The sequence below is a fragment of the Paenibacillus odorifer genome (genome assembly GCF_000758725.1).
Taxonomy (GTDB): Bacteria; Bacillota; Bacilli; order Paenibacillales; family Paenibacillaceae; genus Paenibacillus_AQ; species Paenibacillus_AQ odorifer.
The window spans coordinates 270210-295738 of the sequence record NZ_CP009428.1; the positions used below are offsets into that span (position 1 = coordinate 270210).

A 25529-nucleotide genomic window follows, 5' to 3' on the forward strand; every position below is an offset into this window, starting at 1 on the left:
AATGGGTCGTTAACCATTAGTATGTCCTAAGCATTCACCATTCATGAATAAGGATGAATCTATTATAACGCTTGCAAGGTTTGCCGTGGGCAGTTTTTCCATAAAATGATTCTAAAAGATTAGCTATTGAAAAGTTCAAAATGGTGTGCTAATATTTCAATTGAAAACGTTACCGATAAGGATACCGATAAGGATACCAAAAAGTAGGCTGGGGATTACTTAAGCAAATGAAAACGCTGACATAATTTTCACTGAGAGCATCGGAACGTCTTCATGCGAAGTAATCTAATAAAAAGTACGAGGGGGAAGAAGAATGAAGAATATCAAAAAATATTTAGGGCTCATGTTAGTAATGTCTATGGTTGTTGTCTTAGCGGCAGGATGTGGGAATAAAGAAAATAATTCTGCATCCAATGATGGAAACGCTACATCTGGTAAAAAAGGGTCAGTTTATTTCTTGAACTTCAAACCTGAGATTGCAGAAATATATGAAAAGATCGCTAAGGATTACGAAGCAGAAACAGGAGTTAAGGTAAAAGTCGTAACGGCTGCTGCGGGTACTTACGAAACTAAATTGAAATCCGAAATCTCCAAGTCTGAAGCGCCAACTATTTTCCAAATTAACGGACCTGTTGGTTTTCAATCCTGGAAAGATTACACCTTGGATTTGAAAGATACTAAGCTTTACAGCTATCTGTCCGACAAAAGCTTGGCTGTAACTGAAGGTGAAGGCGTGTATGGTATCCCTTACGTAGTTGAAGGATACGGCATCATCTACAACGACGCAATTATGAAGAAATACTTCGCTTTGGCTGATAAAGCGGTATCGATCTCCACCACAACTGAGATCAATAACTTCGATACTTTGAAGGCAGTAGTAGAAGATATGACGGCTAAAAAAGACCAACTGGGCATTAAAGGTGTATTCGCCTCCACTTCCCTCGCTGCTGGCGAGCAATGGAGATGGCAGACTCACCTTGCAAACTTGCCGCTGTACTATGAATTCAAAGACAATACTGAGTTTGACAACACCGTTCTTGCGGGTCTAGCTTCTAAAGAAGTTGAATTCAAATACAACGATAAATTTAAAAATATTTTCGATCTGTACATCAAGAACTCTGTAACTAAAGAATCCTTGCTGGGTAGTAAATCCGTAGCTGACTCCATGGCTGAATTTGCACTAGGTAACGCAGCAATGGTTCAAAACGGTAACTGGGCTTGGTCACAAATCAACGATGTTGACGGTAACGTAGTTAAAGCTGAAGAAATCAAATTCTTGCCTGTTTACACCGGTATGGAAGGCGAAGAAAAACAAGGTCTGGCTGTAGGTACAGAAAACTATTTCGCAATCAACAGCAAAGTATCTGCTGAGAACCAACAAGCTTCTATCGCTTTCTTGGAATGGTTGTTCTCCAGTGAAAAAGGTAAAGCTTATGTAACTAACGATCTAGGTTTCATCGCTCCATTCAATACCTTTGAAGACAGCGAAAAACCAGCAGATCCACTTGCTAAAGAAGTATCTGCTTGGATGGAAAAAGATCTTACTTCTGTAGCTTGGACATTCGCAGCATTCCCAAGTGAAGAATTCAAAAACGTCTTTGGTGATGCCCTCTTGCAATACGCTCAAGGAAACAAAACTTGGGATGAAGTTGTAACCATCTTCAAGGACACTTGGAAGGCTGAAAAAGCAAAATAATAAATGCATGGAAAGATGCTTGAATAACTCTCAGTTGTCATACAGATAAAAGCTTAGTGCCACTGGGCTCCCTCGGGATTCAGTGGCACTAAGCAACAATTTGAGTGGATCTTGCTACGTTTCATCATTTTCCATACTGAGATAGGAGAAGACTCCATGGAAAAATCGATAAAAAAATATTTTGCTCTTTTTGCATTACCGACCATAATAGCCTTTGGAATTGCATTTGTGATCCCTTTTCTTTTGGGTATATATTTGTCTTTTACAGAGTTTACTACAGTCAATGATGCAACATGGATAGGGTTTGGCAATTACGCTAAAGCTTTTTCGAATCAAGAGTTTCTAAATGCATTAGGTTTTACCGTTAAATTCACAGTTTTATCTGTTCTTACTATTAATGTGTTCGCCTTCATCTTGGCGATGTTGTTAACTAGAAAGCTAAAAGGTACCAACGTATTTAGAACGATCTTCTTTATGCCTAACTTGATAGGCGGTATCGTATTAGGATACATCTGGCAGTTGATTTTTAATGGGATTTTGTACAAATTTGGTGTCACTTTGACCTCTGATGCAACGTACGGATTTTGGGGACTAATCGTTCTTATGAATTGGCAATTGATAGGGTACATGATGATTATCTATGTTGCAGGTATTCAGAATGTTCCTAAAGATATAGTAGAAGCCGCAAGAATTGATGGAGCTTCACGTTCTAAGATTTTGCGTAATGTGACTATTCCACTCGTAATGCCGTCCATTACTATTTGTTTATTCTTAACCTTATCCAATTCATTTAAATTGTTTGACCAGAACTTAGCATTAACCGCTGGTGCTCCGTCTAAGCAGACCTCCATGTTAGCACTGGACATCTACAATACATTCTACGGAAAATCAGGATGGGAAGGTGTCGGTCAAGCGAAAGCCGTCGTATTCTTTGCTTTAGTAGCCTTAATCGCCTTAATACAACTTGTCATTACTAGAAGAAAGGAGGTTGAGAACTAATGCAAAAGACTAGAGCAAAAGATTATTCCATATTCACCATTTTGTTGGTCTTGGCCATTGCGTTCTTATCTCCTATTTTTATTGTTCTGATGAACTCCTTCAAGGGTAAGTTCTACATTAGTGATACGCCGTTCTTATTCCCTAATGAGACTACATTTGTTGGTTTAAAGAACTATACTAGTGGTGTAGCAAAGATTGATTTTTTCAGTGCCTTCGGAATGTCCTTGTTTATCACGGTATGCTCGGTGGCTGTGATCGTGTTATTTACTTCCATGACTGCATGGTACATTACCCGGGTGAAGTCCAAATTCACAGGTATGATGTATTATGCGTTTGTATTCTCGATGATCGTGCCTTTCCAAATGGTTATGTTCACAATGACTAAGACTGCAAACGTGCTGCATCTCGACAATCCGATTGGGATTATCTTAATCTATTTAGGGTTTGGATCAGGGCTGTCTGTGTTTATGTTTAGCGGATTTGTGAAGTCTATCCCGCTTGAAGTTGAAGAAGCGGTAATGATTGATGGCTGTAATCCACCTCAGGCCTTCTTTAAAGTGGTATTGCCCATCCTGAAACCTATTGCTGTAACTGTAGCTATCCTTAATGTAATGTGGGTATGGAACGACTTCCTATTGCCAGACCTGCTGATTGGTACAGAATATAAAACGATTCCTATTGCGATCCAGTACCTAAAAGGTGGATACGGATCGATTGACATGGGAGCTATGATGGCGATGCTGGTCTTAGCTATTGTGCCAATCATCATTTTCTACCTGACTTGTCAAAAGTACATCATCGAAGGTGTCGTTGCAGGTGCGGTTAAGGGTTAAGCTTGATCTACCTCGTTAAATAAATTAATATTCATGTAAGAAGCGAGTAGGGTGTTTTTCTTGATGGGTGACCATCAGGAATCCCCTGCTTTCTTATTTTGACTATGAAGTTGAATAAGGATTAAGGAGTTTGATAGATACTAACAAGTAAAGGATAGATAGAAATGGAGAGACTGACTATTATAGACATCGCCAAATTATGCGGTGTTGGCGTGACTACTGTATCAAGGGCTATTAACAATCATCCGGATATTAATGAAGAAACAAAAGCGATGGTTATGAGGGTTATCAAAGAAAATCATTATGTTCCGAACAACAGTGCAAGAAATTTAAAACGTTCTGATTCGAAAACGATTGCAGTATTGATTAAAGGGATATCCAATCCATTTTTTAGCCCGATGATCAAAGTGTTCGAAAAAGAGATTCAACGCAAGAAATACTCCTTCATCCTACAACGAGTTGATGAGAATCAAGATGAGATCGAAGTGGCGATTGAGCTGGAGAAAGAAAAACGGTTGAAGGGAATTGTCTTCTTAGGGGGGTTATTCTCACACTCTCAAGAGAAATTACAGCAATTAACGGTTCCATTTGTCCTTAGTACGATTGGGATGACGGAAGAGTTTGATTTGAGCGACTATTCCTCTGTATCTGTAGATGACTTTAATGAGAGTTATAAAATTGTCGACTATCTATGTAATCTAGGGCATGAGAAAATCGCGGTCATTACTGCACCAGAAGAAGATGTAAGTATCGGTAAGTTGAGATATGAAGGGTATAAAAAGGCTTTAGCTGATCATGGAATCGCTTATAATGAACGGCTAGTGCGGCGGATGAAAGAAGATATCGACAGTTACAGTATGGAAAATGGGTATGCGGTTACAAAAGAATTGCTAGAGTTAGGAGAAGAGTTCACCGCTATTTTCACCTTATCAGATAGTATGGCTATCGGCGCCTGTAAGGCGATATTTGAAGCGGGCAAGCGAGTCCCGGAAGATTACTCGGTTGCTGGTTATGACGGATTGGATATTTCCTTCTATTATAATCCTTCTATTACTACCATCAAACAGCCGGTAGTAGAGATTGCGGAAGCGACGATTAAGATTCTCTTTGATCTCATCAATAAGAAGGTTAATCATGCGCATCAGATTTTCCCGGCAGAATTAATAGTTAGAGAATCTACGAGGTCTTTATTGTAGTTTCAACAAGTGAGTATGTTTAAGTTTATTTACGAATCGGGGTGGGGAGATAGAACCGCAAGAGATTAAACCTAACGATATCAACAGCATCACACGGTTTCTCACCGCATTTGGTGATCCTACTCGGATTCGGATTGTTACGTTATTAGGGAATAAAGGTCGGCTGAATGTTGGGGAAATTGCAGGTGAATTCGAAATAAGCAGGCCAGCGATTTCACATCATCTCAAAATCCTACGGGATGCCCGCATTGTTGACCATAAAAAGAGAGGCCAGGAAGTTTATTACTGGCTGGCGCGTGAACGGCTAGCAACAAACTTTAGGGCGCTTGCTGATTTGGCAACGTCGTTTAATCATGGGGACTAAGCCATCTCAAGGGAATGGTTCAGTCCCATTTTAGGATAACCAGGCATTTACCATATCCGAGACGGGTTTATAGATAAATATCATCCATCCCAGTGGGTTAGAGAACGAAATATGTAACGCATTAATAAGACTGAAGAAAGTTCCCAGCAACAGAAGAAATGAGAAAATCCACATCTCCTTGATTAATTTTTTCCTCCACATCAGGGGAACTTCAATGGCTGCTATAATGGCTACAACTATGAGAATCACTACTATACCCAATATTCACAACCTCCCAAACCATCTAGTTTCGTGATATTAAGTCTTTGCTCAGTGCTCTTCTGAACATTACTGCGCTTAACAAAACCAAGTGTAGTAATAGGTTAACACTCGATACTCAAAGATTCCACCTACAGATATGCGCCTTGCGATGTTATACATGGTTTTGTTCACTCCAATTTATCACTTCATAGGTCAAGGTTTCAGGGGCTATTCCTCTGTGAGATCTCCCGGTTTTTCCGGTGGTGTGCTCTTTTCCCGAACGATATTTTTTTTATTGATTAGCTTAGGGCGGGTAAAAATAGCCCAATGCGGCATTCGGAAAAAGGTGTCCTTTTGATCGGCGAGATTATAGGGAGCAAACGGGCTCAAATAAGGAACGCCAAAGGAACGTAAGCTGCACATGTGAAGAACTATCGCAATAACCCCGATGATGATTCCGAACAAACCAAAAGATGCAGCAAGGAACATCATCGGGAAACGGAGCATTCTGATGGTCAGGGCAAGATCGAAGGATGGCAGCACAAAGCTGGAGATAGCAGTAATAGCGACGACAATAAGCATGGCAGCAGAAACAATGCCGGCATCAACTGCCGCAGTCCCAATCACCAGGGTGCCTACAATGGATACAGATTGGGCTATGGTTTGAGGCATTCGTACACTCGCTTCCCTTATAATCTCGAAGGCAAGCTCCATTAAGAGTGCTTCAATAAATGCTGGAAGCGGTACGCCCTCCCGTTGTGCAGCTAGACTGATCAGCAGGGTTGTGGGCAGCATCTCCTGATGAAAGGTAGTAATAGCTACATACAAAGATGGGGCTAGTAGTGAAATGAAAATACTGAAGTATCTAAGCATCCGTACTAAGGTGCTGACATCGGCACGTTGATAATAATCTTCCGCTGTCTGCATGAAGGAAACGAATAAGGTAGGCACCGTCATTACTATAGGAGTCCCATCTACTAATATGGCTACTTTTCCTTCCATAAGAGCAGCAGCTATAACGTCAGGACGTTCCGTATGATGGATGGTTGGAAATGGGGTATAGGTTTCATCCTCGATTAATTCTTCGATATAGCCACTTTCCAGGATACCGTCAATGTCGATCCGATCTAAACGTGAGTGTACTTCTTGCAGAATCTCATCACTAACAATGCCATTGATGTACATGAGGGCTACGTCTGTCTGTGTTACACGTCCAATTTGCTGTGTTTCTAACCAAAGATTGGGGTCTTTTATTTTCCGCCGGATTAATGCGGTATTCGTGCGTAAGCTTTCTGTGAAGGCTTCCTTTGGTCCACGAATCACCGTTTCAGTGGCACTTTCCGTTACGCCACGGTCTTTCCAGTCACGCATGCCTATGGTGAACCCTTTGGTATATCCATTGAGTAAGAGGATCACATCTCCGGATAATAGAGAGGTGAATAAAGAATTGAACTCCGTCGCATCTTTAATATCCCCTACAGTGAGCATGTGATCTTTTAATAATTGATAGTTGGCTGTTTGTGTATCAAGACTTGGATCTGGAAGTTCTAAGATTAGTGATTCCAGAATGAAATCCTGAATAGCTTTACTATCCGCCAATCCATCTGTATAGAAAATAGCTGCTTTAATCTGGTGTTTGGAACCAATAAAGAATTCTCTAATCACAAGATCTGTACTATTGCCGAGTGTTGTTTTTATATATTGAATATTATCTTGAAGTTTTTCTTTAATAGGTTCCTTAGGTAATTCTTTAGTGGGGTTGGGGTGCCCTAATGAAGGGTTCTTAAAAACTTTTGTTATTGTTCTGTTCAGAAATCCCATAGTTGTTATCCCTCTTCCGCTGGTGCTGTAAATATAGCTATTACCATAATGAGGTGGGATTATTCTGAACCATAGATGGGTTCATACACACCAAAAAAGCCGCAGAGAGATTCTCTGCAGCTAGCTAGAAGCGCTTAATTAAGACTTTAAGACGTCCAATCGTTATATAAATGCTTCTCCGTTAGGATGGACAACAACTGAATACCAACCTCATTATGGCCACCTTCAGGGATGATCAGGTCAGCGTATTTTTTGGATGGTTCGATAAACGCTTCATGCATAGGTTTAACTGTACTCAAATATTGATGATGGATCGACTGGATGCTCCGTCCACGTTCTTCAATATCTCTAAGGACCCGGCGGAGAATACGCACATCAGGATCGGCATCCACGAATACCTTGATGTCGAGCATTTCACGGAGATTCTCGTCAGAAAGGACGTGGAGTCCCTCAATGATTACAATATTGTTTGGCTTCAGTTCTACCGTCTCTGTAGTGGAGCGGGCATGGACTGTAAAGTCATACACGGGAGCGAATGCGGTCTGTTCTTCACGCAGAGATTTAAGATGCTCAATGAGCAGCTCGTTATCGAAAGCGAAAGGATGATCGTAATTAATGGATTCACGTTCAGCAAAGCTGAGATGTGAGTGATCCTTATAGTAGTTATCTTGAGATATGAAAGTTACCTTTCCCGTTCCAAGACGGTCAATGACGGAGCGGGCTACGGTTGTTTTTCCCGAGCCGGTGCCGCCGGCGATACCAATAATGAGCATGTGATTCAATAACCCTCCCTAAGATTGCCGTTGCAATTCCAATATTGTAGCACAGCGCTCATGTTTTTTCACCTTAGATCGGGTAAAATTAAGATGGGATTTTTGGAAATTCGTCTATATTAGGGACAAGGCAAATCCGGAAGGGGTTATTCAACGAATGAACGGAAAAAAATCAGTACAAGAGGCTTTTAATGAAACGGCCTATCGAATCGCAGGGAATGGGAATAGAGATGTGCAAGTGTTGAAGGAAGCCTTGGCAGCCGTAGAGAACAGTATGGCATCTGATATCTATGGAACGGGCGAAGTGATTGAAGATTTCCAGACGAAAATGGCGAATATCCTGGGCAAAGAAACCGCAGTTTTCTTTCCGAGCGGAACGATGGCGCAGCAAATCGCTTTAAGAATCTGGTGCGATGAAAAAGAGGTGAAAAAAGTAGCCTATCATCCCTTATGCCACTTGGAGATTCATGAGCAGGATGGCATGAAGGAATTACATCATATTGAGCCTATCTTGCTTGCGGATAAGGACCGATTAATCACTTTGGAGGATGTGGCGAATCTAAAGGACGATATCGCTTGTCTGTTGCTGGAATTACCCCAGCGCGAGATTGGTGGTCAGCTGCCAGAGTACACGGAGCTTGAAGCTATTTCTGCTCATTGCCGTGCACGCGGCATTAAATTGCATTTGGATGGGGCGAGATTATTTGAGATTCTTCCGTATTACGGGAAGTCAGCAGCTGAAATCTCTGCACTCTTTGATAGTGTGTATATATCCTTTTATAAAGGAATTGGAGGAATCGCCGGGGCAATTCTTGCAGGCAGCGAAGACTTTACGAAGCAATCAAAGATATGGAAACGGCGGCATGGTGGAGACTTAATCAGCTTATATCCGTACATCATTTCTTCTGATTATTATTTCCGGCAAAGAGAGGGCAGGATGCAGCAGTATTATGAAGGCGCGAAGGAGCTTGCTGCTTGGGTTAATCAATGTCACGACGTAACCACTCTGCCCGCTCAACCTGTCTCCAATATGTTTCACATGCATTTTCACATGTCTAAGGAACAAATTGAACCGATTCTGTCAGCGGTGTATGAGGCGACAGGAATCGGTTTAAGCGCGGGAATAAGAGCTACCGGGGAACATACTTCTTATTGTGAGATCAGCATTGGAGACAAGTATGCCGACATCCCAAAAGAAAAGCTTAGAGAGTTTTTTCTGCTGCTCGATAAGCTAATGAGCGAATCATCTGCCGAGTAACGTACGGAGTAAGGAGATTCGTAATAATTGTTTTTTAATAAGCTTCATGCGAAACTCATTTTTTAATTGATTGTAGATCAGCGGGCAATGGTTAAGCGCCCAATGGTACATGAATTTAAAGTCTGTAGCATCTTTTGCAGAATTTAATAAATAGTATGAGATCGTATCGTAAGCATTATGGTTGAACCATTCCGTCATTTCCTGTGCGTTATATCCATATTTCTGCACGGCCATATTCTTAATGAGTTTCTTTTCTTCCAGATTCTCAATTAAGAATCCCTGGCTCAGATTAAAGGTGATATTATTCCCGTGTATTCTGTACACGCCGGCAATCACATCAATGAAGCCCGCATCACCTACCAGCAGGGAACGCAAATAGATGGAAGCATCGTTGACCATATTCATATCTAGGATATCCATAGCCATTAAGGCCTCTCGTTTAAAGACAGTAGTTAAAGTAGAGGCGGGTTTTGGATATCCTTTTTTCTCAAAATTCATGAAATAATCGCGTTTCTTAATAATGCTGCTAAGCTGCAGATTGGAGATTTTTAGTTGTTTGGCTTTGGAATACTCCAGGAACACATTCGCAGCTACAAATGAAATTTCGGGATGAAGGAGATGGAAGCGGACCGCTTTACTGAAATAATTCATGTCGATCAGATAATCATCATCATCGAGAAAAAGAACATATTCCCCATCACCATGTGCAGCGAAAGCTTTTCGGCGATTATTTCCAGGTCCGCTATTGGTAGCATTGCGCATGTAAATGACCCGTGGCTCCGCCCCAAAGTGTTGCTGCATTAACTCTTCCGTGCCATCTGTAGAACAATCATCAATCACTGTAATCTCTTTATTGGGATAGTCCTGCATTAAGATACTTTGGATCGCTTGGTATAGGAATGCTTTTCTATTATAGGTAGTGATAATGACACTGATCTTGGGGGAATCGGCTAAGGACTGGACCGTTGGATAGGAAATTTCCGTATCCGAAATGCGGCTTTCCATTTTAACCAACCCCTGAATTAAACCTGCGATATCGCTGGCAACAATGCTGAATTGTTCAGATAAATAGAATTTCAAGGTATCCTCTGAAGCCCTCCCCGTGAGATAAGCATGAATAACCTCAGATAAGGTTTCCAGATAAGGTTTGATTTGTACATTTTGTTCTTGATCTATGATCTGGCGGCATCTTTGCAATAGTTCTGTATCATCTATTTGGATGGTGGGTGAATGGTTTATTTCATCATTTAGGTCATTTAAAAAGACGTAACAGGCTTGCTGCAAAACCTCGCTATGATCCATTTCCAGTCCTCCTGTTGTGTTATTTGGATAAACCACTTACCTCAGGCTGAGCGTTAATTTTATTTTTGAGTTTATATCGATACTTTTTGAGATGTTCCCATGTATAGAGGAAGACTTCCCGTTCCATTAAAGAGCCGATTACGAAATATACAGGCAAGATCACAAATCCTAGAAGTACACCCCAGATCATAAGCCCCAGATAGGAATGGATCGGGATGTCGATGGCGGTGGTGATTAGAATAATGCCTACAAAAACTACTGCATTCGTGAGCCATCTTCTAAAAGTGACCCAAGGACTGCGGTCCAGTAAATGTTTGCTGGCATAGATTACAATATCTATGGAGCGGTATAAGAGGGCAGCTATCGTTCCCATTAGTACACCGTAAATTCCCATGAAGATTACGAAGACAATAGAAGCCACCAGATTAATGGCGGATTCCAGAATGGAACGGTTTTGTGTTTTTTTGAAATGTCCAGCGATGGTAATCACATTATTGGAAGACGTTCTGGCATTGGTTAATAATTTGATGACTACGAACAGGATCGGCAGCCACATATCAATGTAATTCACGTCGTTTACCCCAGCCGTATACAATTTCATAAAGGGTAAAATCAAAATGTAAGCCACCGTTAGAATCGAGAAGATAAGCCCCATGAAATACACTTCGTAAGCATCATAAAATTTAATAAATGCTTCTTTGCTCTCATGGTAGCTTTGCCCGAGGGCAGCCTTCACACTTCCGTTTATGGTCTGGACGATATTATCCACGATCGTAAAAATCATATTGTACATAACATAGATACTGACGATTTTTAGATTCGTAAAGATGGTTAATATGAGTACGTCCGTATTTCTAAACACCAAGTAGGAGATTTCATGGACTAATACGGAATTCTTTTGACCAATGGCTTCATAGTCTGGTTTGAGATTCAGGTTGATCCACTTGTAATTCTTATTCATATAAATATAGAAAGCGATAATTTGAAGTAAGGTTAAGATAAAATAGGAAGCTTGAACGGCAATAATGTCCACACCTTGCAGTAATAACAGAATCCGGATCAGGCTGTTCATAATATTAGCCACAGTGACAATAGAAGTCTCTACATAGCTTTTTCCCTCCGCAGCGAGCAGGACCTTGAATTTTCCCTGAAAATAATAATTGATCGCTCCGCCCATCCCTGTAAGCAAAATAATGACCATAATCGATAATTTATCGATCTCAGAAGAGATCACCAGCGGGTACACGATGGCGAGTAGCAGTACGGCGAAGAAATAGTAAATGCCTGTTTTTTTATAATAGCTGGAGGTGGCAGCCAGAATAGAGTTAATATTGTTTTTATTATTCGAAGCTACCGGCTTATAAAGCGCTTGGATCGAGGCCGCTCCAACACCTGCTTCCAGCAGCGCCAAATAACTAATAATCTGCACAATCGAAGCGATCAACCCATTGGCCTCAGAGCCATAGTTGACCATTATCAGTCTGGGTATAAAAAAACCGAGGATGATCGTGATGAGTTGACTTCCCAGTCCAAAGGATAAGTTAAGAATGCTCCGTTTGGCTTTCATAACGAATCCCCCTTTCGTAAAGCGATAAATACGTATCTAGGTGCTCGAAATGCCTTTCGGCTTGTTTTGCTTGCAGTGTGACATCCATAGAGCAGGTGATCATACTTTCAAAAATCTGTGCAGGCTGGACCTGTTCCAGCGTATTGAAATCGGCATACAGACCTGTGAACCCAACATCTTTCATTACATTGATCATTTTTTTGCTGTAGGCTACGGGGAATACCGGTTTATTAAATACCCAGCCCAGAATCATTGCATGGAATCTTGAAGCCACAATAGATCTGGCATTAGCTAACACGGACAATACTTCTTCCATGTTCGTTTTATATAAATGCACTTGCATAGCATCCTTGTAGGAGGGACCGATAAGGCGCTGAATCTCTTCAATTGCCAGTTGATCGCCTTCGTGTTCGCAAAATGACATGAAATGAACCGCGTAACCTTTTTCAATGAAATAAATTGCGAGTTCTTTCATTTTTTCATAATAGAGGTTGTCAAAACCGTTCAGACCTTTCGCAGAAGGTTTAATAACGGATAAGACGATGTAATCCTCCGGTTCGTTTGGAATATCTGGCGGGTCTAGCTGAAAAATAATATCTGGGGCTAAGCGGACATTATCCAGATCCTTAAATAAATCATAAGAGTACTGTTCTCTGAAACATATATCTGTATAATCCTTGAAAATCCGCTTGTGCTCATCATAGTATTCTTGATTTGTAAAAGGGCCAAAATTAGATCCTAACAGATAGTAAGGCTTATTTTGATTACGAATGACTTCTGCATTCTTGAAATGCTCTGCCCAGTGGTCTGCCTCCATGAAAATCGAGCCGCCGATATGAACGACGCCATCTGAGTGATCTGCCAGATATTTGTGAGCCACATTATGTATCTTTAGCTTCCTGCAAATATAGCCAATGCCTCTTAGAAGAAGGGAATCGGAAGGATACACTTTGAGGTTAGGGAGCTCTTTGAAACATTGTTTATAGAGGCGTGGTGCGCAAATTCTGAATCTGGTATCCGGATATCTTTCGCATAGCACCTTAATGAATAGATCATCACCCAGATTAAATTCGGTATAGGCGTATATCAGCATCTTTTTCATATTCTAGATTCCTTTCGGGTTCCGTTCCCTTTAAGTAGGTTGCGCTTGAACCTGGATAAGCTTCTCTCCACAGAGATGAATCTGTGATATAGAAGCGGGGAGATTAAAAATGTTCTGATATAAAGGGTTAATCTGCGATTATCTCCTCTATAACGTCTTATGAGTTCATCCATTTCTTGATTGAGCTTGGGATAGGTATGGTTGATGTCACGAAGTAATTCCTGAATGCTTACCCCTTCCGTACCATTTAGACAGGTTTTGAGGTTGAAAAAGTAGTTCTCAATCAGCTCCCGGTTCATTAACAATGGGGAGATCGTATCTAGTTCAGCAAAGGGATAGGTTTTGAAATATTCATCCACCCTTTTAAAAGCATCCACTACATCAAATTTATTCACGTTATAGCTGTTGGAGATGGAGGAGTTTCTCTGTAAATAAAATGATAGTATATCCGGGATTGAGATGACTCTGGCCGCTCTGGACAAGGCTTTGTAGATGAACTCTTGATCCTCTCCATTCACACAGCGTTCTGTATAACCTAGCTCGTGGAGAAGTAGGAATTCTCGCTTATAAGCGATACTCCCTGTCCATATTCGCAAGCTCTTGTTCACGAAAATCCGCGCCAGTGCTTCACTTCCCGTCACGTCGCTGAAATCAGAGGTACAGCTCAATAGAGTTTCTCTGCCTTCGGAGACATGATTATAACCCCAGCAAATAATCTCGGGTTGTTCATCTTGGGTATAAGACTGAAGGGTTGAGACCAAGTCTGCGGAGACATAATCGTCTCCATCTACAAAAAGAACATAATTACCTGTGGCTTCAGCTAAACCCCTATTTCTAGCCGCGCTTACTCCATGATTCTCCGTTCGAATGACTTTACAGAAAAGGCCGGGATTACGCGAAAGAATCTTTTCTATAACGTTGTAAGTGTTATCCGTAGAACCATCATCTACGATGATGACCTCGAAATGCGGATCGCTTTGGTCAAGGAGTGAATTGAACATAGGGGTTATATACTGCTCTATATTGTATACCGGGATCACAAGGCTTAGATTCATGGGCTCGCTCCTTTCCTGTGTAAAACGGGATGATAAGCTATCTTAAGCTTACCCCTCGTATGAAAAGATTGTATATACTACTTTAGTTTACTTATTGCTGGCTCTACTCGTTGTAGCATCATGTGAATAATAATTATTACAATATGTAAAATGAAAATATTATGGTTTGGTTTAACATAGATAGAAAGCCAACAAAACGTTCGAAGCGGAGGGATCTGGGATGCAGCTGCAAAAAATATTCGTGAACGGTGAGAGACTGAAGAATACAATCGAGGCATTTGCCGATTATGGGCGTACAGATAAAAATGGCGTGACCCGATTATCGCTGACCGAAGAGGATATTAAAGTTCGGGAGTATTTTCGTGCCTGTTGTGAAGAGCTCGGAATGTCTGTGAAGATGGATGATATGGGGACGATGTATGCCACATTGGCAGGCGAAACTTCCGGGCCTCCGATTGTGATTGGCTCGCATATGGATACTGTGAAAAAAGGGGGCAGATTCGATGGCGTCCTAGGGGTTATCGCGGGTCTAGAGGTTGTGCGGACGCTTGTAGATCACGGGATTAAGCCGAAGGTTCCGGTGACGATTATGAATTTTACGAATGAAGAGGGGGCACGTTTTGAGCCATCGATGATGGCCTCTGGTGTGCTATCCGGAAAGTTTGATAAAAGTGTTATGTTGAACAAAAAGGATCCAGCGGGCATTAGCTTTGGTGAAGCGCTGGAGAAGAGTGGATATAAGGGAGAAATGAGCAATCGTATCACCGAAGCCACCGCTTATTTGGAGCTTCATATCGAGCAAGGACCTGTTCTTGAAAAAGAGGAGCTGGCGATTGGGCTGGTTAACTGTGTAGTTGGTATGGCCTGTTACGAGATTGAGGTGACGGGAGAATCTGATCATGCGGGCACAACCCCCATGGCGATGCGCAAAGATGCTTTGTTTGCTGCCACAGACCTGATTATTGAGCTGCGGAGCAAGCTGGGGGCGCTCGATTCCGAGCTTGTGTATACCATGGGCAGAATGAATGTGCTTCCTAATATCCATACCGTCATTCCCAATAAAGTGATTTTCACCATTGAAGCCAGACATAAAGATATGGAGATTGTGCGTGAAGTGGAAGCCATTATTAACGGTTTGCCAGAGCAACTGCTGGATTGTGAAGTAAGCAAAACTAAGCTTTGGGGCCGAGATACGGTGTGGTTTGATCAGAATGTGTGTGATTTGGTGGAGCAAGCGGCTCAAACCTTAGGTTATTCCAGTCGAAAGATCGCAAGTGGTGCAGGGCATGATGCACAGTTCGTAGCCAGCTTTCTGCCATCCGCAATGGTGTTCGTGCCTAGCGTGAATGGTAAAAGCCATTGTGAAGAGGAACTAACCTCTTATGAAGACTGCGAAAAAGGGGTAAATGTAGTGTTAGAAACAGTGATGTTGTTATTATCAAGATAGTCCATGTAACTTAATATAACATTATGCGATATGGTAGTCGCTTTAATTTCATACAAAATCGTCAAAAAGGCACTCTATAGGGTGTCTTTTTTTATGAGATAATAAAGATGGTTGTGTTGAGTACCAAAGTGGTTAAAGATTAATGGGCAGTTAAGTCAGATCCTTTGTGTAAAAACACAATCATGGTAGATAATATTTTAATTTTTTAACAAAATGGGAATGCTAATCATATGTTATCATTCTTTACATAAGGGATCTACATTAGATGGGAGAGATGAATGATGATTATCGGAGTACCTAAAGAAATTAAAAACAATGAAAATCGTGTTGCCATAACCCCTGCGGGTGTAGTTAGTTTAATTACTGAAGGTCATCAAGTGCTCGTAGAAGCTGGAGCCGGTGTTGGCAGCGGATTTCCTAACGAAGAGTATGTCTCTGCCGGAGCACAACTGATTGAGGATGCAGCAAAAGTCTGGAGCTCCGCTGAAATGGTGATGAAGGTAAAAGAACCATTGGCAACGGAGTACCCCTATTTCCGTCCAGGCCTTATTCTATTTACGTATCTTCATCTTGCTCCAGAGCCTGCCTTGGCTGCTGCGCTTAAAGACAAAGGTGTCTTTGCGATCGGATATGAGACGGTTGTTCATGGACGCACCTTGCCGCTGTTAACACCGATGAGCGAAGTAGCTGGCCGGATGTCCGTCCAATTGGGAGCGCAGTTCCTGCAAAAGAACTACGGCGGACAAGGTATTCTTCTTTCCGGTGTTCCTGGCGTTAGCCGAGGTAAAGTGAGTATTATTGGCGGCGGTGTAGTAGGTACTAATGCAGCTAAAATGGCTATTGGCTTAGGTGCAGATGTTACGATAGTTGACCTCAGTGCGGAGAGACTACGTCAATTAGATGACATTTTTGGAGCACAGATCAATACGTTGATCTCTAACCCTTATAATATTGCCAAAGCAGTGGCTGAAGCGGATCTGCTGGTAGGTGCCGTGTTAATTCCGGGTGCCAAAGCACCGAAGCTGGTTACTGAAGAAATGGTTAAGACTATGAAGCCGGGATCAGTGATCGTTGACGTGGCCATTGACCAAGGTGGCATTGTAGAAACCATCGACAGAGTGACGACACATGATAATCCCGTGTTTGTGAAACACGGCGTGCTGCATTATTCCGTGGCTAATATGCCGGGCGCTGTTCCTAAGACCTCAACTATTGCCTTAACAAATGTTACAGTTCCATATGCCCTGCAAATTGCCAATAAAGGTGTGATCAAGGCGATTCAGGATAATGACGGCCTAAGAAGCGGCGTGAATGTAGCCAATGGCAGAATCACCTGCCAAGCTGTTGCCGAAGCGTTGGGTGAGACACCTTATTCGGTTGAGCAAGCCATGGAGCAGACATTCACATTGATCTAAAATAAACACGTTCCATAATGGAATGAGCCAAACAGCAAGCTCTCTGCGGGGAGCTTGCTGTTTGGCGTTTCTTGCGGAGGAGATCGGGTGGAAGTTTGTCAGTACGGTGTTAAAGTAAATAGATTGCGTTTCAGTGTGATTAGATACATTAGATATTTGCTCGTGTGGTGTGATGGTGGATAGATTACGTAGTGAAGTTGGCTAGATCAAGCTAATTTTGATTAGCTTTTTGCTTCTGCGACGGTGAAAGCTTTGATGAAAGATGTTTTAGGGAAATTCTCCCTAAAAAAACGAAAAAATAGCTTTAAAATGCTGTTATTAGGGAATTCCTCCCTAAAAAACGAGGAATACGCCTGTTTATACGCAAAACGGAAGAAAATCAGGGAGGATTTCCCCAATTATGATCGTGTGATGCTTAAAGTGCAGAATATTAGGGAGGATTTCCCTAATTATGATCGTGTGATGATTAAAACACAGAATTTCCGGGCGCTGTTCCCTAAAAACCATCTATAACATTCGGTAAACACCAACAACTATTAAACCTTCCCAAACACCCCGACAATACTCCCCACCAAACATCCCACACCACCCCCAACAAAACCCCCACCAAACATCCCCGTCCCAAACACCTTCCTCAACTAGCCGATCTCGTCCCTCACCTAAACCAGCTATTTATCTTATAGTCAGTTAGGGGGATGCATACTATAATGAAATCACTCTAGAGTACAGGATTTGGTTATTCTTCAGGTGGGAGTGAAGCTAGTGAAAGATAAAGATCCATTATTTGATCGTTTTTTCGACAGTATGGAATCATTGGCAGATGCGATAAGTGAATCGCTACAGTCTCAAGTTACCATCGAGGACAGCAATCATCATGTGATTGGCTACAGCTCGCATGAATTTGAGAGTGACTCCGCGCGGATTTCAACGATTATCGGGAAGCGTGTACCTAACGCTGTGATTATTGGCTTGCGCAAAAAAGGGATTATGCAGCAGCTGGAGAGCGCGGCACATCCCATTCGAATTCCTGCGGTGCTGGAGGTGGGACTTGGCCCCCGGCTGGCCATTTGTATTAAACATCAGAAGGAAATTCTCGGGTACATATGGGTAGTAGATACAGGCAACCTGGTAGAAGGGCATGCCGAAAATATCGTTGAGAAAGCGGCAGGTATCGTAGGTCGTTATTTACTTAAGCAGCGAGGCTGGAAAACGAAGCAGGACAAAACGCATGAGGATTTTTTCTGGAAGCTGATTACCTCCCACTACGACAACGAAGCAAATATTAAAAAGGATGCGGAATTTTGGTCCATTCTTTTGCCGGAAAAATATTATATTAGCGTGTTTGAGAGTGACAAGGTAATCGATGATCATTTAATACTCCGGTTTCGGCAGGTTATGGCTTCTTATTCTGGCCTGCAATTATTATTTCTGACGGCTGAGCACAATCGGCTGATTATTTTGTTTTCCTTCAGCTTTGTGATCGAGGGGGCGGGTGGATTATCTTCATTCCTGCATAAAACAATGGAGGATATGTATAAGAGTGAAGGCTGCACACTGGCTGCTGGCTGTAGTCTCGATTACACTGAATATATGTCCGCGGCTATTGCCTATTGGGAAGCGGTATCCATTGTGGAGATCAAAAAGCTGCTGCCTTTTCATGGGCGGGAGCTGCTATTGTACGAGGAGATTGGATTTTGGGCATATATACCGGCTATTATGGAGCAAAAGCGCAGTCGAATTCGTAAAAGCCCGTTGCTATATCCGCTAAAAGAACATGATCGCGAGCATAAAAGTGATTTTCTCAAAACCATCGCTGTCTATTTATCATTAAGCGGCAATTTAAAGGAATCCGCGGCTTTTTTACATATACACACTAATACATTGCTTTATAGATTAAACCGAATCGCAGAGATTACGGGCAAAAGCTTGAAGGATACGGGTTATCGGACTTCTATTTTCCTCGATATTTTGACGGAAGAAACACGGCAGCTTAACCAATGGTTTGTCGATGCCTGGGAATCATGAGAATTAAGCACCAACCCGGTGACGAACACGTACAATAACCTATATTTAGAACCTATAACATTGGAGGGACTAAGCATGGTGAAGGAAGTTCGTTCACCCGATGCCCTTGACTTTGAGCGCAAAATGAGAGAAAGCATCGTGGAATCGGCTGAAGCTTTAAATGAAAGTGGAGTGGATTTTGCAACATTTGATGATTCCCGCTGTAATCCGCTGTTTTGGACACGTACAGAGATTGGTGGACTTCAGCTGAACGCTGGCGTGGAACCCACAGTGGGGATTAAAGATATTTTTCGGAATGGACATTTATATGCCTTCGAATGTGCGACAGCCATGGTTATTGTTTTGTATAGGGCGACAATTGAAGCTATAGGTGAAGGAGCCTTTAATAAGTATTTTAAGGACTTGTTCTTATGGGACTGGAATTATGACGAGAATTTACGCTTAATCACAAACTACAACAAGGACCACACGCAGCTGGGAGACGTTGTATATTTCAAGAATCCCGATCATGCTCCGAGCAAGCCAGAATGGCAGGGCGAGAATGCAATTAAGCTTGAAAATGATCTGTTCTACGGCCATGGCATAGGGATTACTACTGGAGAGATCATCATAGACTCTCTGAATCAGGAAAGAGTATATGGGAGTGATATCTCGGCCTATTTAACGGATGAATCGGTGCATCCAGACTTTAATTACTTACAGCGGTTATCTGCAGGAACGGTTTTACCGGCAGCCAACAATAGAAGCTTCCGATACACTGTATGTTCAAGAATAGGGTCTAGAAACTATATTTATAAGATCTAGCGTCTGCCTATTGTATACTTACTGAGCAATGCAAAGAGAGGGCACTTTTGTATTGTTCATTTTTTTATTCACAAAAGAAAGGGATAGAGCTTCAGATAACTCTGAAAACTCTATCCCTCTTTTTTAATTAAGGACTACCACGTCGTTTCTAATTTGTTATAGCTCAATAAAATCGTTGCGGAATTTCTCGAAATCAGATTTTCTGCATTCCAGCTCAAGGCGTGTGCCTGTTTCTTCATAGCTAGTAGATTGAACATGGGCATGTTCGTTGAAATATGAGACTACATTACCCCGATCAAATGGAACCAGAATCTCACACTGGACATAGTCCGTAAAAACATGGCTGCGGATCAGAGCGGTAAGTTCAGCCATTCCACTATTTTGCTTGGCGGAAAGGTAGACATTGTCACCTTCAATTTGCGGGTAAGGCAAATCAGTCAGATCAGCCTTATTATAGGCATAGATCGTTGGAATCTGGTCAGCGCCGAGTGCTTTAAGCGTCTCATCCGTAACCGCCATATGCTGTTGATGCTGCGGATCGGAAATATCGACTACGTGAATCAATAAGTCCGCTTCGGTAACCTCTTCAAGAGTGGAGCGGAACGCTTTGACCAGATGATGGGGAAGCTGGCTGACGAATCCGACAGTATCTGTTAATAAAAAGGTTTTGTGATCAGGCAGCTCAATGCTGCGAACCGATGTCTCTAGTGTAGCGAACAGCATATCCTTGGCGAATACTTGTTTATTGGAACCTGGATGGTAAGTCTCTACCATGACATTCATTAAGCTGGACTTTCCGGTGTTCGTATAGCCTACAAGGCAGACGACGGGAACTTCATTTTTATGCCGTTGTTTCCGCTGGATTTGACGTCTTGCTACTTGTTGCTGCAGTTCAACCTGTAAAGCAGTGATCCGCTCTTCAATTCTTCTGCGGTCCAGCTCTAGCTTGGTTTCACCCGCACCTCTGTTTTTAAGTCCAGCTCCGCCACCTTGTCTGCCCAGCGACTCACGAAGACCTGTGAGGCGCGGCAGCATATATTGCAGCTTGGCTACTTCAACTTGCAACTGTGCTTCCTTGGTCTTCGCTCTTTCCGCAAAAATATTCAAGATCAGAATGGTCCGGTCAATGACCTGACGGTCCAGTGCGGACTCCAAATTGCGGATCTGTGAAGGTGACAGTTCGTCGTTAAAAATAACAATAGGAGCATCGTGTGCTTCTAAAAGTGCCGATAATTCCTCGATTTTACCTGTCCCGATATAATGGGAGGGGTTAATTCGACTTGCCTTTTGACTAAGCTCTCCTACGACTTCAAGGTCACAGGCAGCTGCCAGATTGCTCAGCTCTTCCATCGAATAGGCGAAATTCGTTTCGTTCTGAAGCTGGACACCGACTATAATTGCTTTTTCTCGTATTTGTTCCATATATTTATTCATCCTCCAATAGTAAATAATAAACGCAAAAAAACACAGGCAATCTGCCTGTGCTTACGGTTCGTTAGAGGACGTCAGAGTTAGGGCCTTCCATAGGTAGAATGAATTAAACAACAGTCCAGTCGCAGGGAAGAGGCACTTTGATCCCTTGCGAGCAGCAGTTGGCTAATCGGCTTCTATGGATGTTCAATTCTTAAAGGAATGGAGGTGAAGAGAATCCTCCCTACACGCTGTTGTTAAATTATCGGGTTACCTTTAAAAATGGGTAGACCAATCCTGAGTCCTCTGCACATGGGCAGAGCTTTAGCGCTATTCAATTAGCCGCGCAAAGTTCTAACTCGGATAAAGTCTATCACACGTAACCCTCCGTTCATAAAAAGTTAAGTCGAGTTTACCACATTCGTTATTTAGTGGCAAATCTCTATTTAGGCTCTGGAACATCTCTTGTATTTTAATTACATCCAATAATTCTAAACAATGTTTACATATCATATATGAATTGATATATAGGAGGTGTGATGACATTGCCTGTTCTGTCCACAAACACCATTATTAATTTACCTGTCGACGGTACTCGGCCAATAGATCAAGTAGTGATCAAAGTTGTTAACAATGGATCGGCTGGCGCGTTTTGTTATATTACGGGCTTATCCAATAGTGTCAGTCCCCAGGCCATTTTTGTTGAAGAGTTATTTGAGCTGCAATATCAGGAGACCTTAAGCAAGACCTATGTCATGGTAGAGGATTTATTCCAATTTAATTTTGTATATTCGCAGGAGCAGATGAAGATTCAGGTTTTTCTTGTTGATGTGGACGGTGTATGGACCGCCGTTGATCTTGAAGTGTTTCAAGTGAGCCGGATAACTTCGGAAATACGTGATAACGTGTCCGTTACATCGACTGACTTCGCAGCAATCAGCTTTATGAGGCGTCCCGGCTTTGCTATTCCACAAGGTCTTGCGGCTGAGATTCGACCGGCGGCTTTAGATGTTATGTCCAAAAGACCAGTGCGCTATATGATCCTTGCAGGCGGGACACTTGATGGGACCTTCGAGAATTATCCTACACCGACTACGAATATTCCTGCCACGGACACGGCACTGCTAGTGAACTATACCTGCACTACGGTCACGGGTGGAAAAGTTATTATGCAAGGTACAGGATCAGGGATTTCTGGTGCGTATGCGAATCTGGCGGTCAATTTGCTTAATGAGCGACTCTCATACGAGTTCCATGATGAACCTGTCACATTGGTGGTAAACTCCCTCTCGGGCGGGGATGATCTCGCAGTCACCTTTAAAATGTCCGAGCAATGGTAATTATTCTTGTGAAAAAGGAACATTCGCATCTACGCGAATGTTCCTTTTGCTAGTCATTTAAGTCTCTACGCAAGGTAAAGAGATCTTTCAGAGCCTCAGTGGACAGCTCGGTAATCCAGCCTTCTGAGCTGGAGATCACATTGTCGCTGAGCTGCTGCTTATTCTCCAGCATTTCATCAATCCGTTCTTCGAGTGTACCCAGGGCGATGAACTTATGCACCTGGACATCACGAGTCTGGCCCATGCGGTAAGCGCGGTCAGTTGCCTGATTCTCCACCGCTGGATTCCACCAGCGGTCGAAGTGGAATACGTGATTAGCTGCAGTTAAGTTAAGGCCAACACCCCCAGCTTTGAGTGAAAGGATGAATACATTCGGCTGATCAGACGGCGGTGCGTCTGGGCGTGTAGACCCATCTTCCGCAGCAGGGGCTGGTGTCTGAAACCGCTCGATCATACGGTCGCGCGCCTGTTTGGAGGTGCTTCCGTTCAAATAAAGGACAGGTTCGCTCAGCTCCTGCTGGAGAACCGCCTGAAGCATTTTTCCCATACCCACATATTGAGTAAAAATCAGGCAGCGCTCGTCTTCCGCGCGCAGCTCCTTGACCATATCCAGCAGTCTTTCGAGTTTGGAGGAACGGTTAATAAGAAAGCTGGTATCCAGCTTGTTGTCCGTATCCAGTTCAGGGATAGCCTCTTTTGTTACAAGCATCGGGTGATCGCATAGCTGCTTAAGCCCGGTCAGAGCTCCAAGAATTGCCCCTTTGCGCTCAATGCCTTCCAGCTTCTTCATCCGTTCCAAGAGTCCGTTTACGGTCTGATCGTAAAGCGCTGCTTGCTCGGCAGTCAGATGAACATAGGTTTTCATTTCGTTTTTATCAGGTAGATCGAGCTGTATATTAGGGTCTTTTTTCTTGCGGCGCAGCATGAAAGGTTTCACTAGATTTTGTAGGTCCGCTGTACGTTTCGCGTCGTGTTCCTTCTCAATAGCATTCGTGAATCGGTCATTAAAAGACTTGGCGCTGCCCAGATAACCTGGGGTTATAAAATCATAAATGGACCACAGCTCGGATAATCTGTTCTCTATAGGCGTCCCTGTTAAGGCAACCCGGTGTAGTGCTGGAAAACTACGTACAGCAGCGGATTGTTTGGTTTGGGCATTTTTAATATTTTGAGCTTCATCCAGGCAGATCGTCGCCCAAGTGAATTCCTTCAACAGCTCCTGGTCAAGCGCGGCAGTCGCATAAGAGGTGAGTACCACATCGGCTTGCGAAGCTGCGCCATAGAAGAATCCTGCGTCCAGACGGCGGCTTCCGTAATGAAGCATAACATTCAACGAAGGCGCGAAGCGTTGCAGCTCCTTCTGCCAATTGCCTAACACGGAGGTCGGGCAGATGATCAATGAAGGCCAACCTGGTGGGTCGGTCTGCCGCCGGGCTGAGCTTGCATCCGTGTTCTCTTGGATGTGTAGCAGATAGGCGATGAGCTGTACTGTTTTGCCTAGTCCCATATCATCGGCTAGGCAGGCCCCCAGCCCAAAGCGGCGCAGAAAGGTCAGCCAAGCGAATCCTTCATGCTGATAGGTGCGCAGCTCCGCCTTAAGGCTTGCAGGTACGGGCGGCTTAGGCCATTCTGAGCGCTGGCCCAGCTGACCGATAAGGCTGTTCAAATGCTCGTTCAGCTCTACCTCCAGACGCAGACGCGCGGCATCCTCTTGCAGCTGCTCTTCCGTAGCTTCAGCGTCTGCCTCTTCACCTGCTCCTAGCAAATGGAGCTGAAGCACGTCTTGGAAGGACAAGCCTTGCGACTTGTCCATTCCCGCCATGGCTCTTTGGATCTGCGCCAGCAGAGCCGGATCGAGTGAGACCCATTTGCCCTTGAAGCGGACGAGCCGCTCCCCTCTTGCGACCAGCTCGGCAAATTCGGCTTCAGTGAGATCCGCGTCGCCGATGGAGATGCGCCAATCGAAATCGATGATCGAATCGAGACCGAACAGCGACTCACCGCCGCTGCGTTTGTCTTCGCCGGAGCTGATCTTTGCGCGCAGGCGCGGCTTTTTCCGGCTGGCGGCTTCCCACCACGCTGGCAGCAGCACTTGCCAGCCTGCTTCCAGCAGCCGCTGGCTCTCGGCCGTCAAGAACCGCCAAGCGATGGCATCGCTGAGCGGTTCGGCCAGCACATCGCCGCCCGCCGCGAAGCGCTCGGGCGGCAGACTGCCGCGGAGGCGCTCCAGCCATCCCGCGGCCCGTTCATGCACGTGAGCCGACCACGCGGCCGGCCACAAGCCGTACGGCTCGCCGTTATCGGCGAGCCTGATGGGAACAAGCGCGGATTCATCGCGCTTGTCCTGAAGGATCAGCTGCAGCCGCCAATAGGATTCATCCTCATCGGGCTCCAGCAGCTGTAGAGCGGGCCGGAAAGGCGCGGTGTCCGCCTTCCAGCCAATGGCGATAAGCCACGCGGCGGTATCCATGCCCGCTGCAAGTGCTCCGCTTCTATCGAAGAGAAGCGGGAATTCGCTGCGGAGGTCGCCAGCCGCGGCCTCCGTGCTGTAATAGCGCTGCGATACGGCGGCAGAGAACGCCGCACGTAATCCGCGGCTAAATTCGCTGCCGCCATTTAGCGCCTCAAGGGCTCCCTTAGCAGTGTCACTGTCCACTGCCACCTGCGCAAGAGCCCCTTCGTCCCAAGTCCATTGCAGCCTCCCGGCGCGGTAGGCTGAGATGTCGGGAATATACTGTTTGTGCTCCAGACATATTGCCAAAAGTGGCGCCAGTTCTGTGAGCTGGGCGGCATCGCCCTCCCAGCTCCATTCGATATGCGCAAGAAGCTTCTGCTCGGCAAAGAAGGGGATGACCTGCTCAGCAGGAAGAATCACTAGCTCC

21 protein-coding genes are annotated in these 25529 nt (G+C 43.8%); 12 read left to right on the top strand and 9 right to left on the bottom strand.

What is annotated here, in order from left to right; genetic code table 11:
* The first annotated feature begins 313 nt into the window (after positions 1-313).
* The 5 genes from PODO_RS01240 (at position 314) to PODO_RS32250 (ending at position 5088) form a co-directional block, all read left to right on the top strand.
* Complete coding sequence (locus PODO_RS01240) at positions 314-1696, top strand: ABC transporter substrate-binding protein (protein WP_036687237.1); 1383 nt, start codon at positions 314-316, stop codon at positions 1694-1696.
* 156 nt (positions 1697-1852) lie between these two features.
* Positions 1853-2695 (top strand): carbohydrate ABC transporter permease, encoded by an 843-nt coding sequence (locus PODO_RS01245; RefSeq protein ID WP_036687240.1) that lies wholly within the window; start codon positions 1853-1855, stop codon positions 2693-2695.
* A complete protein-coding gene (locus PODO_RS01250) occupies positions 2695-3528 on the top strand; it encodes a carbohydrate ABC transporter permease (protein ID WP_036687243.1) in 834 nt (277 codons plus the stop codon). Before PODO_RS01245 ends, PODO_RS01250 begins: the two co-directional genes overlap by 1 nt.
* A gap of 164 nt (positions 3529-3692) precedes the next feature.
* Positions 3693-4724 (top strand): LacI family DNA-binding transcriptional regulator, encoded by a 1032-nt coding sequence (locus tag PODO_RS01255; protein ID WP_036687244.1) that lies wholly within the window; start codon positions 3693-3695, stop codon positions 4722-4724.
* 88 nt (positions 4725-4812) lie between these two features.
* Positions 4813-5088 (top strand): ArsR/SmtB family transcription factor, encoded by a 276-nt coding sequence (locus tag PODO_RS32250; RefSeq protein ID WP_367946839.1) that lies wholly within the window; start codon positions 4813-4815, stop codon positions 5086-5088.
* Between the two features lie 30 nt (positions 5089-5118).
* Here the strand turns inward: PODO_RS32250 and PODO_RS01260 are convergent, their stop codons facing one another.
* The 3 genes from PODO_RS01260 to udk all read right to left on the bottom strand — a co-directional run bounded on the left by PODO_RS01260 (position 5119) and on the right by udk (position 7922).
* The gene (locus tag PODO_RS01260) at positions 5119-5349 is read right to left on the bottom strand and encodes a hypothetical protein (protein WP_235219548.1); all 231 of its coding nucleotides are present in this window, start codon (positions 5347-5349) and stop codon (positions 5119-5121) included.
* 207 nt (positions 5350-5556) lie between these two features.
* The gene (locus tag PODO_RS01265; RefSeq protein ID WP_038568207.1) at positions 5557-7149 is read right to left on the bottom strand and encodes a spore germination protein; all 1593 of its coding nucleotides are present in this window, start codon (positions 7147-7149) and stop codon (positions 5557-5559) included.
* A gap of 146 nt (positions 7150-7295) precedes the next feature.
* Positions 7296-7922, bottom strand: coding sequence for a uridine kinase (gene udk / locus PODO_RS01270; protein WP_036687251.1), 627 nt, complete (start codon positions 7920-7922; stop codon positions 7296-7298).
* Positions 7923-8079: 157 nt separating this feature from the next.
* Here udk and PODO_RS01275 point away from each other — a divergent pair, with 157 nt between their 5' ends.
* Entirely contained in the window at positions 8080-9180 is a 1101-nt protein-coding gene (locus PODO_RS01275; protein WP_038568211.1) for a threonine aldolase family protein, read from the top strand.
* Here the strand turns inward: PODO_RS01275 and PODO_RS29785 are convergent.
* Genes PODO_RS29785 through PODO_RS01295 form a run of 4 tightly spaced genes read right to left on the bottom strand, consistent with a single transcriptional unit; the run spans position 9166 to position 14206 of the window.
* On the bottom strand, positions 9166-10482 hold the full coding sequence (locus tag PODO_RS29785; RefSeq protein WP_052096714.1) for a glycosyltransferase family 2 protein: 1317 nt from the start codon (positions 10480-10482) through the stop codon (positions 9166-9168). The genes PODO_RS01275 and PODO_RS29785 overlap by 15 nt on opposite strands.
* A gap of 19 nt (positions 10483-10501) precedes the next feature.
* Complete coding sequence (locus PODO_RS01285; protein ID WP_038568214.1) at positions 10502-12049, bottom strand: MATE family efflux transporter; 1548 nt, start codon at positions 12047-12049, stop codon at positions 10502-10504.
* A complete protein-coding gene (locus PODO_RS01290; protein ID WP_038568217.1) occupies positions 12024-13151 on the bottom strand; it encodes a polysaccharide pyruvyl transferase family protein in 1128 nt (375 codons plus the stop codon). The genes PODO_RS01285 and PODO_RS01290 overlap by 26 nt, the downstream gene beginning before the upstream one ends.
* Positions 13148-14206 (bottom strand): glycosyltransferase family 2 protein, encoded by a 1059-nt coding sequence (locus tag PODO_RS01295; protein ID WP_036687258.1) that lies wholly within the window; start codon positions 14204-14206, stop codon positions 13148-13150. Before PODO_RS01295 ends, PODO_RS01290 begins: the two co-directional genes overlap by 4 nt.
* 220 nt (positions 14207-14426) lie before the next feature.
* Here PODO_RS01295 and PODO_RS01300 point away from each other — a divergent pair, with 220 nt between their 5' ends.
* From PODO_RS01300 to PODO_RS01320, 5 genes are all read left to right on the top strand, one after another.
* A complete protein-coding gene (locus PODO_RS01300) occupies positions 14427-15653 on the top strand; it encodes a Zn-dependent hydrolase (protein ID WP_038568219.1) in 1227 nt (408 codons plus the stop codon).
* Between the two features lie 281 nt (positions 15654-15934).
* Positions 15935-17068: an alanine dehydrogenase gene (ald, locus tag PODO_RS01305; RefSeq protein WP_038568222.1), complete on the top strand. Its 1134-nt coding sequence runs from the start codon at positions 15935-15937 to the stop codon at positions 17066-17068.
* Between the two features lie 243 nt (positions 17069-17311).
* Positions 17312-17581 (top strand): hypothetical protein, encoded by a 270-nt coding sequence (locus tag PODO_RS31640; protein ID WP_155288066.1) that lies wholly within the window; start codon positions 17312-17314, stop codon positions 17579-17581.
* A gap of 249 nt (positions 17582-17830) precedes the next feature.
* Positions 17831-19093, top strand: a complete 1263-nt coding sequence (locus tag PODO_RS01315) for a PucR family transcriptional regulator (RefSeq protein WP_038568227.1) — start codon at positions 17831-17833, stop codon at positions 19091-19093.
* Positions 19094-19168: 75 nt separating this feature from the next.
* Entirely contained in the window at positions 19169-19897 is a 729-nt protein-coding gene (locus tag PODO_RS01320; RefSeq protein ID WP_038568230.1) for a hypothetical protein, read from the top strand.
* A gap of 156 nt (positions 19898-20053) precedes the next feature.
* Here the strand turns inward: PODO_RS01320 and hflX are convergent, their stop codons facing one another.
* Positions 20054-21319 carry a GTPase HflX gene (gene hflX / locus PODO_RS01325; protein WP_036687269.1) on the bottom strand — a complete coding sequence of 422 codons (1266 nt, stop codon included), beginning with the start codon at positions 21317-21319 and terminating at the stop codon, positions 20054-20056.
* Between the two features lie 527 nt (positions 21320-21846).
* Between hflX and PODO_RS01330 the strand changes: the two genes are divergently transcribed.
* Entirely contained in the window at positions 21847-22647 is an 801-nt protein-coding gene (locus PODO_RS01330; protein ID WP_038568234.1) for a hypothetical protein, read from the top strand.
* A 49-nt stretch (positions 22648-22696) separates the two neighbouring features.
* Here the strand turns inward: PODO_RS01330 and PODO_RS01335 are convergent, their stop codons facing one another.
* Positions 22697-24823 carry a DEAD/DEAH box helicase gene (locus tag PODO_RS01335; protein ID WP_425311660.1) on the bottom strand — a complete coding sequence of 709 codons (2127 nt, stop codon included), beginning with the start codon at positions 24821-24823 and terminating at the stop codon, positions 22697-22699.
* Positions 24824-25529: the final 706 nt, after the last annotated feature.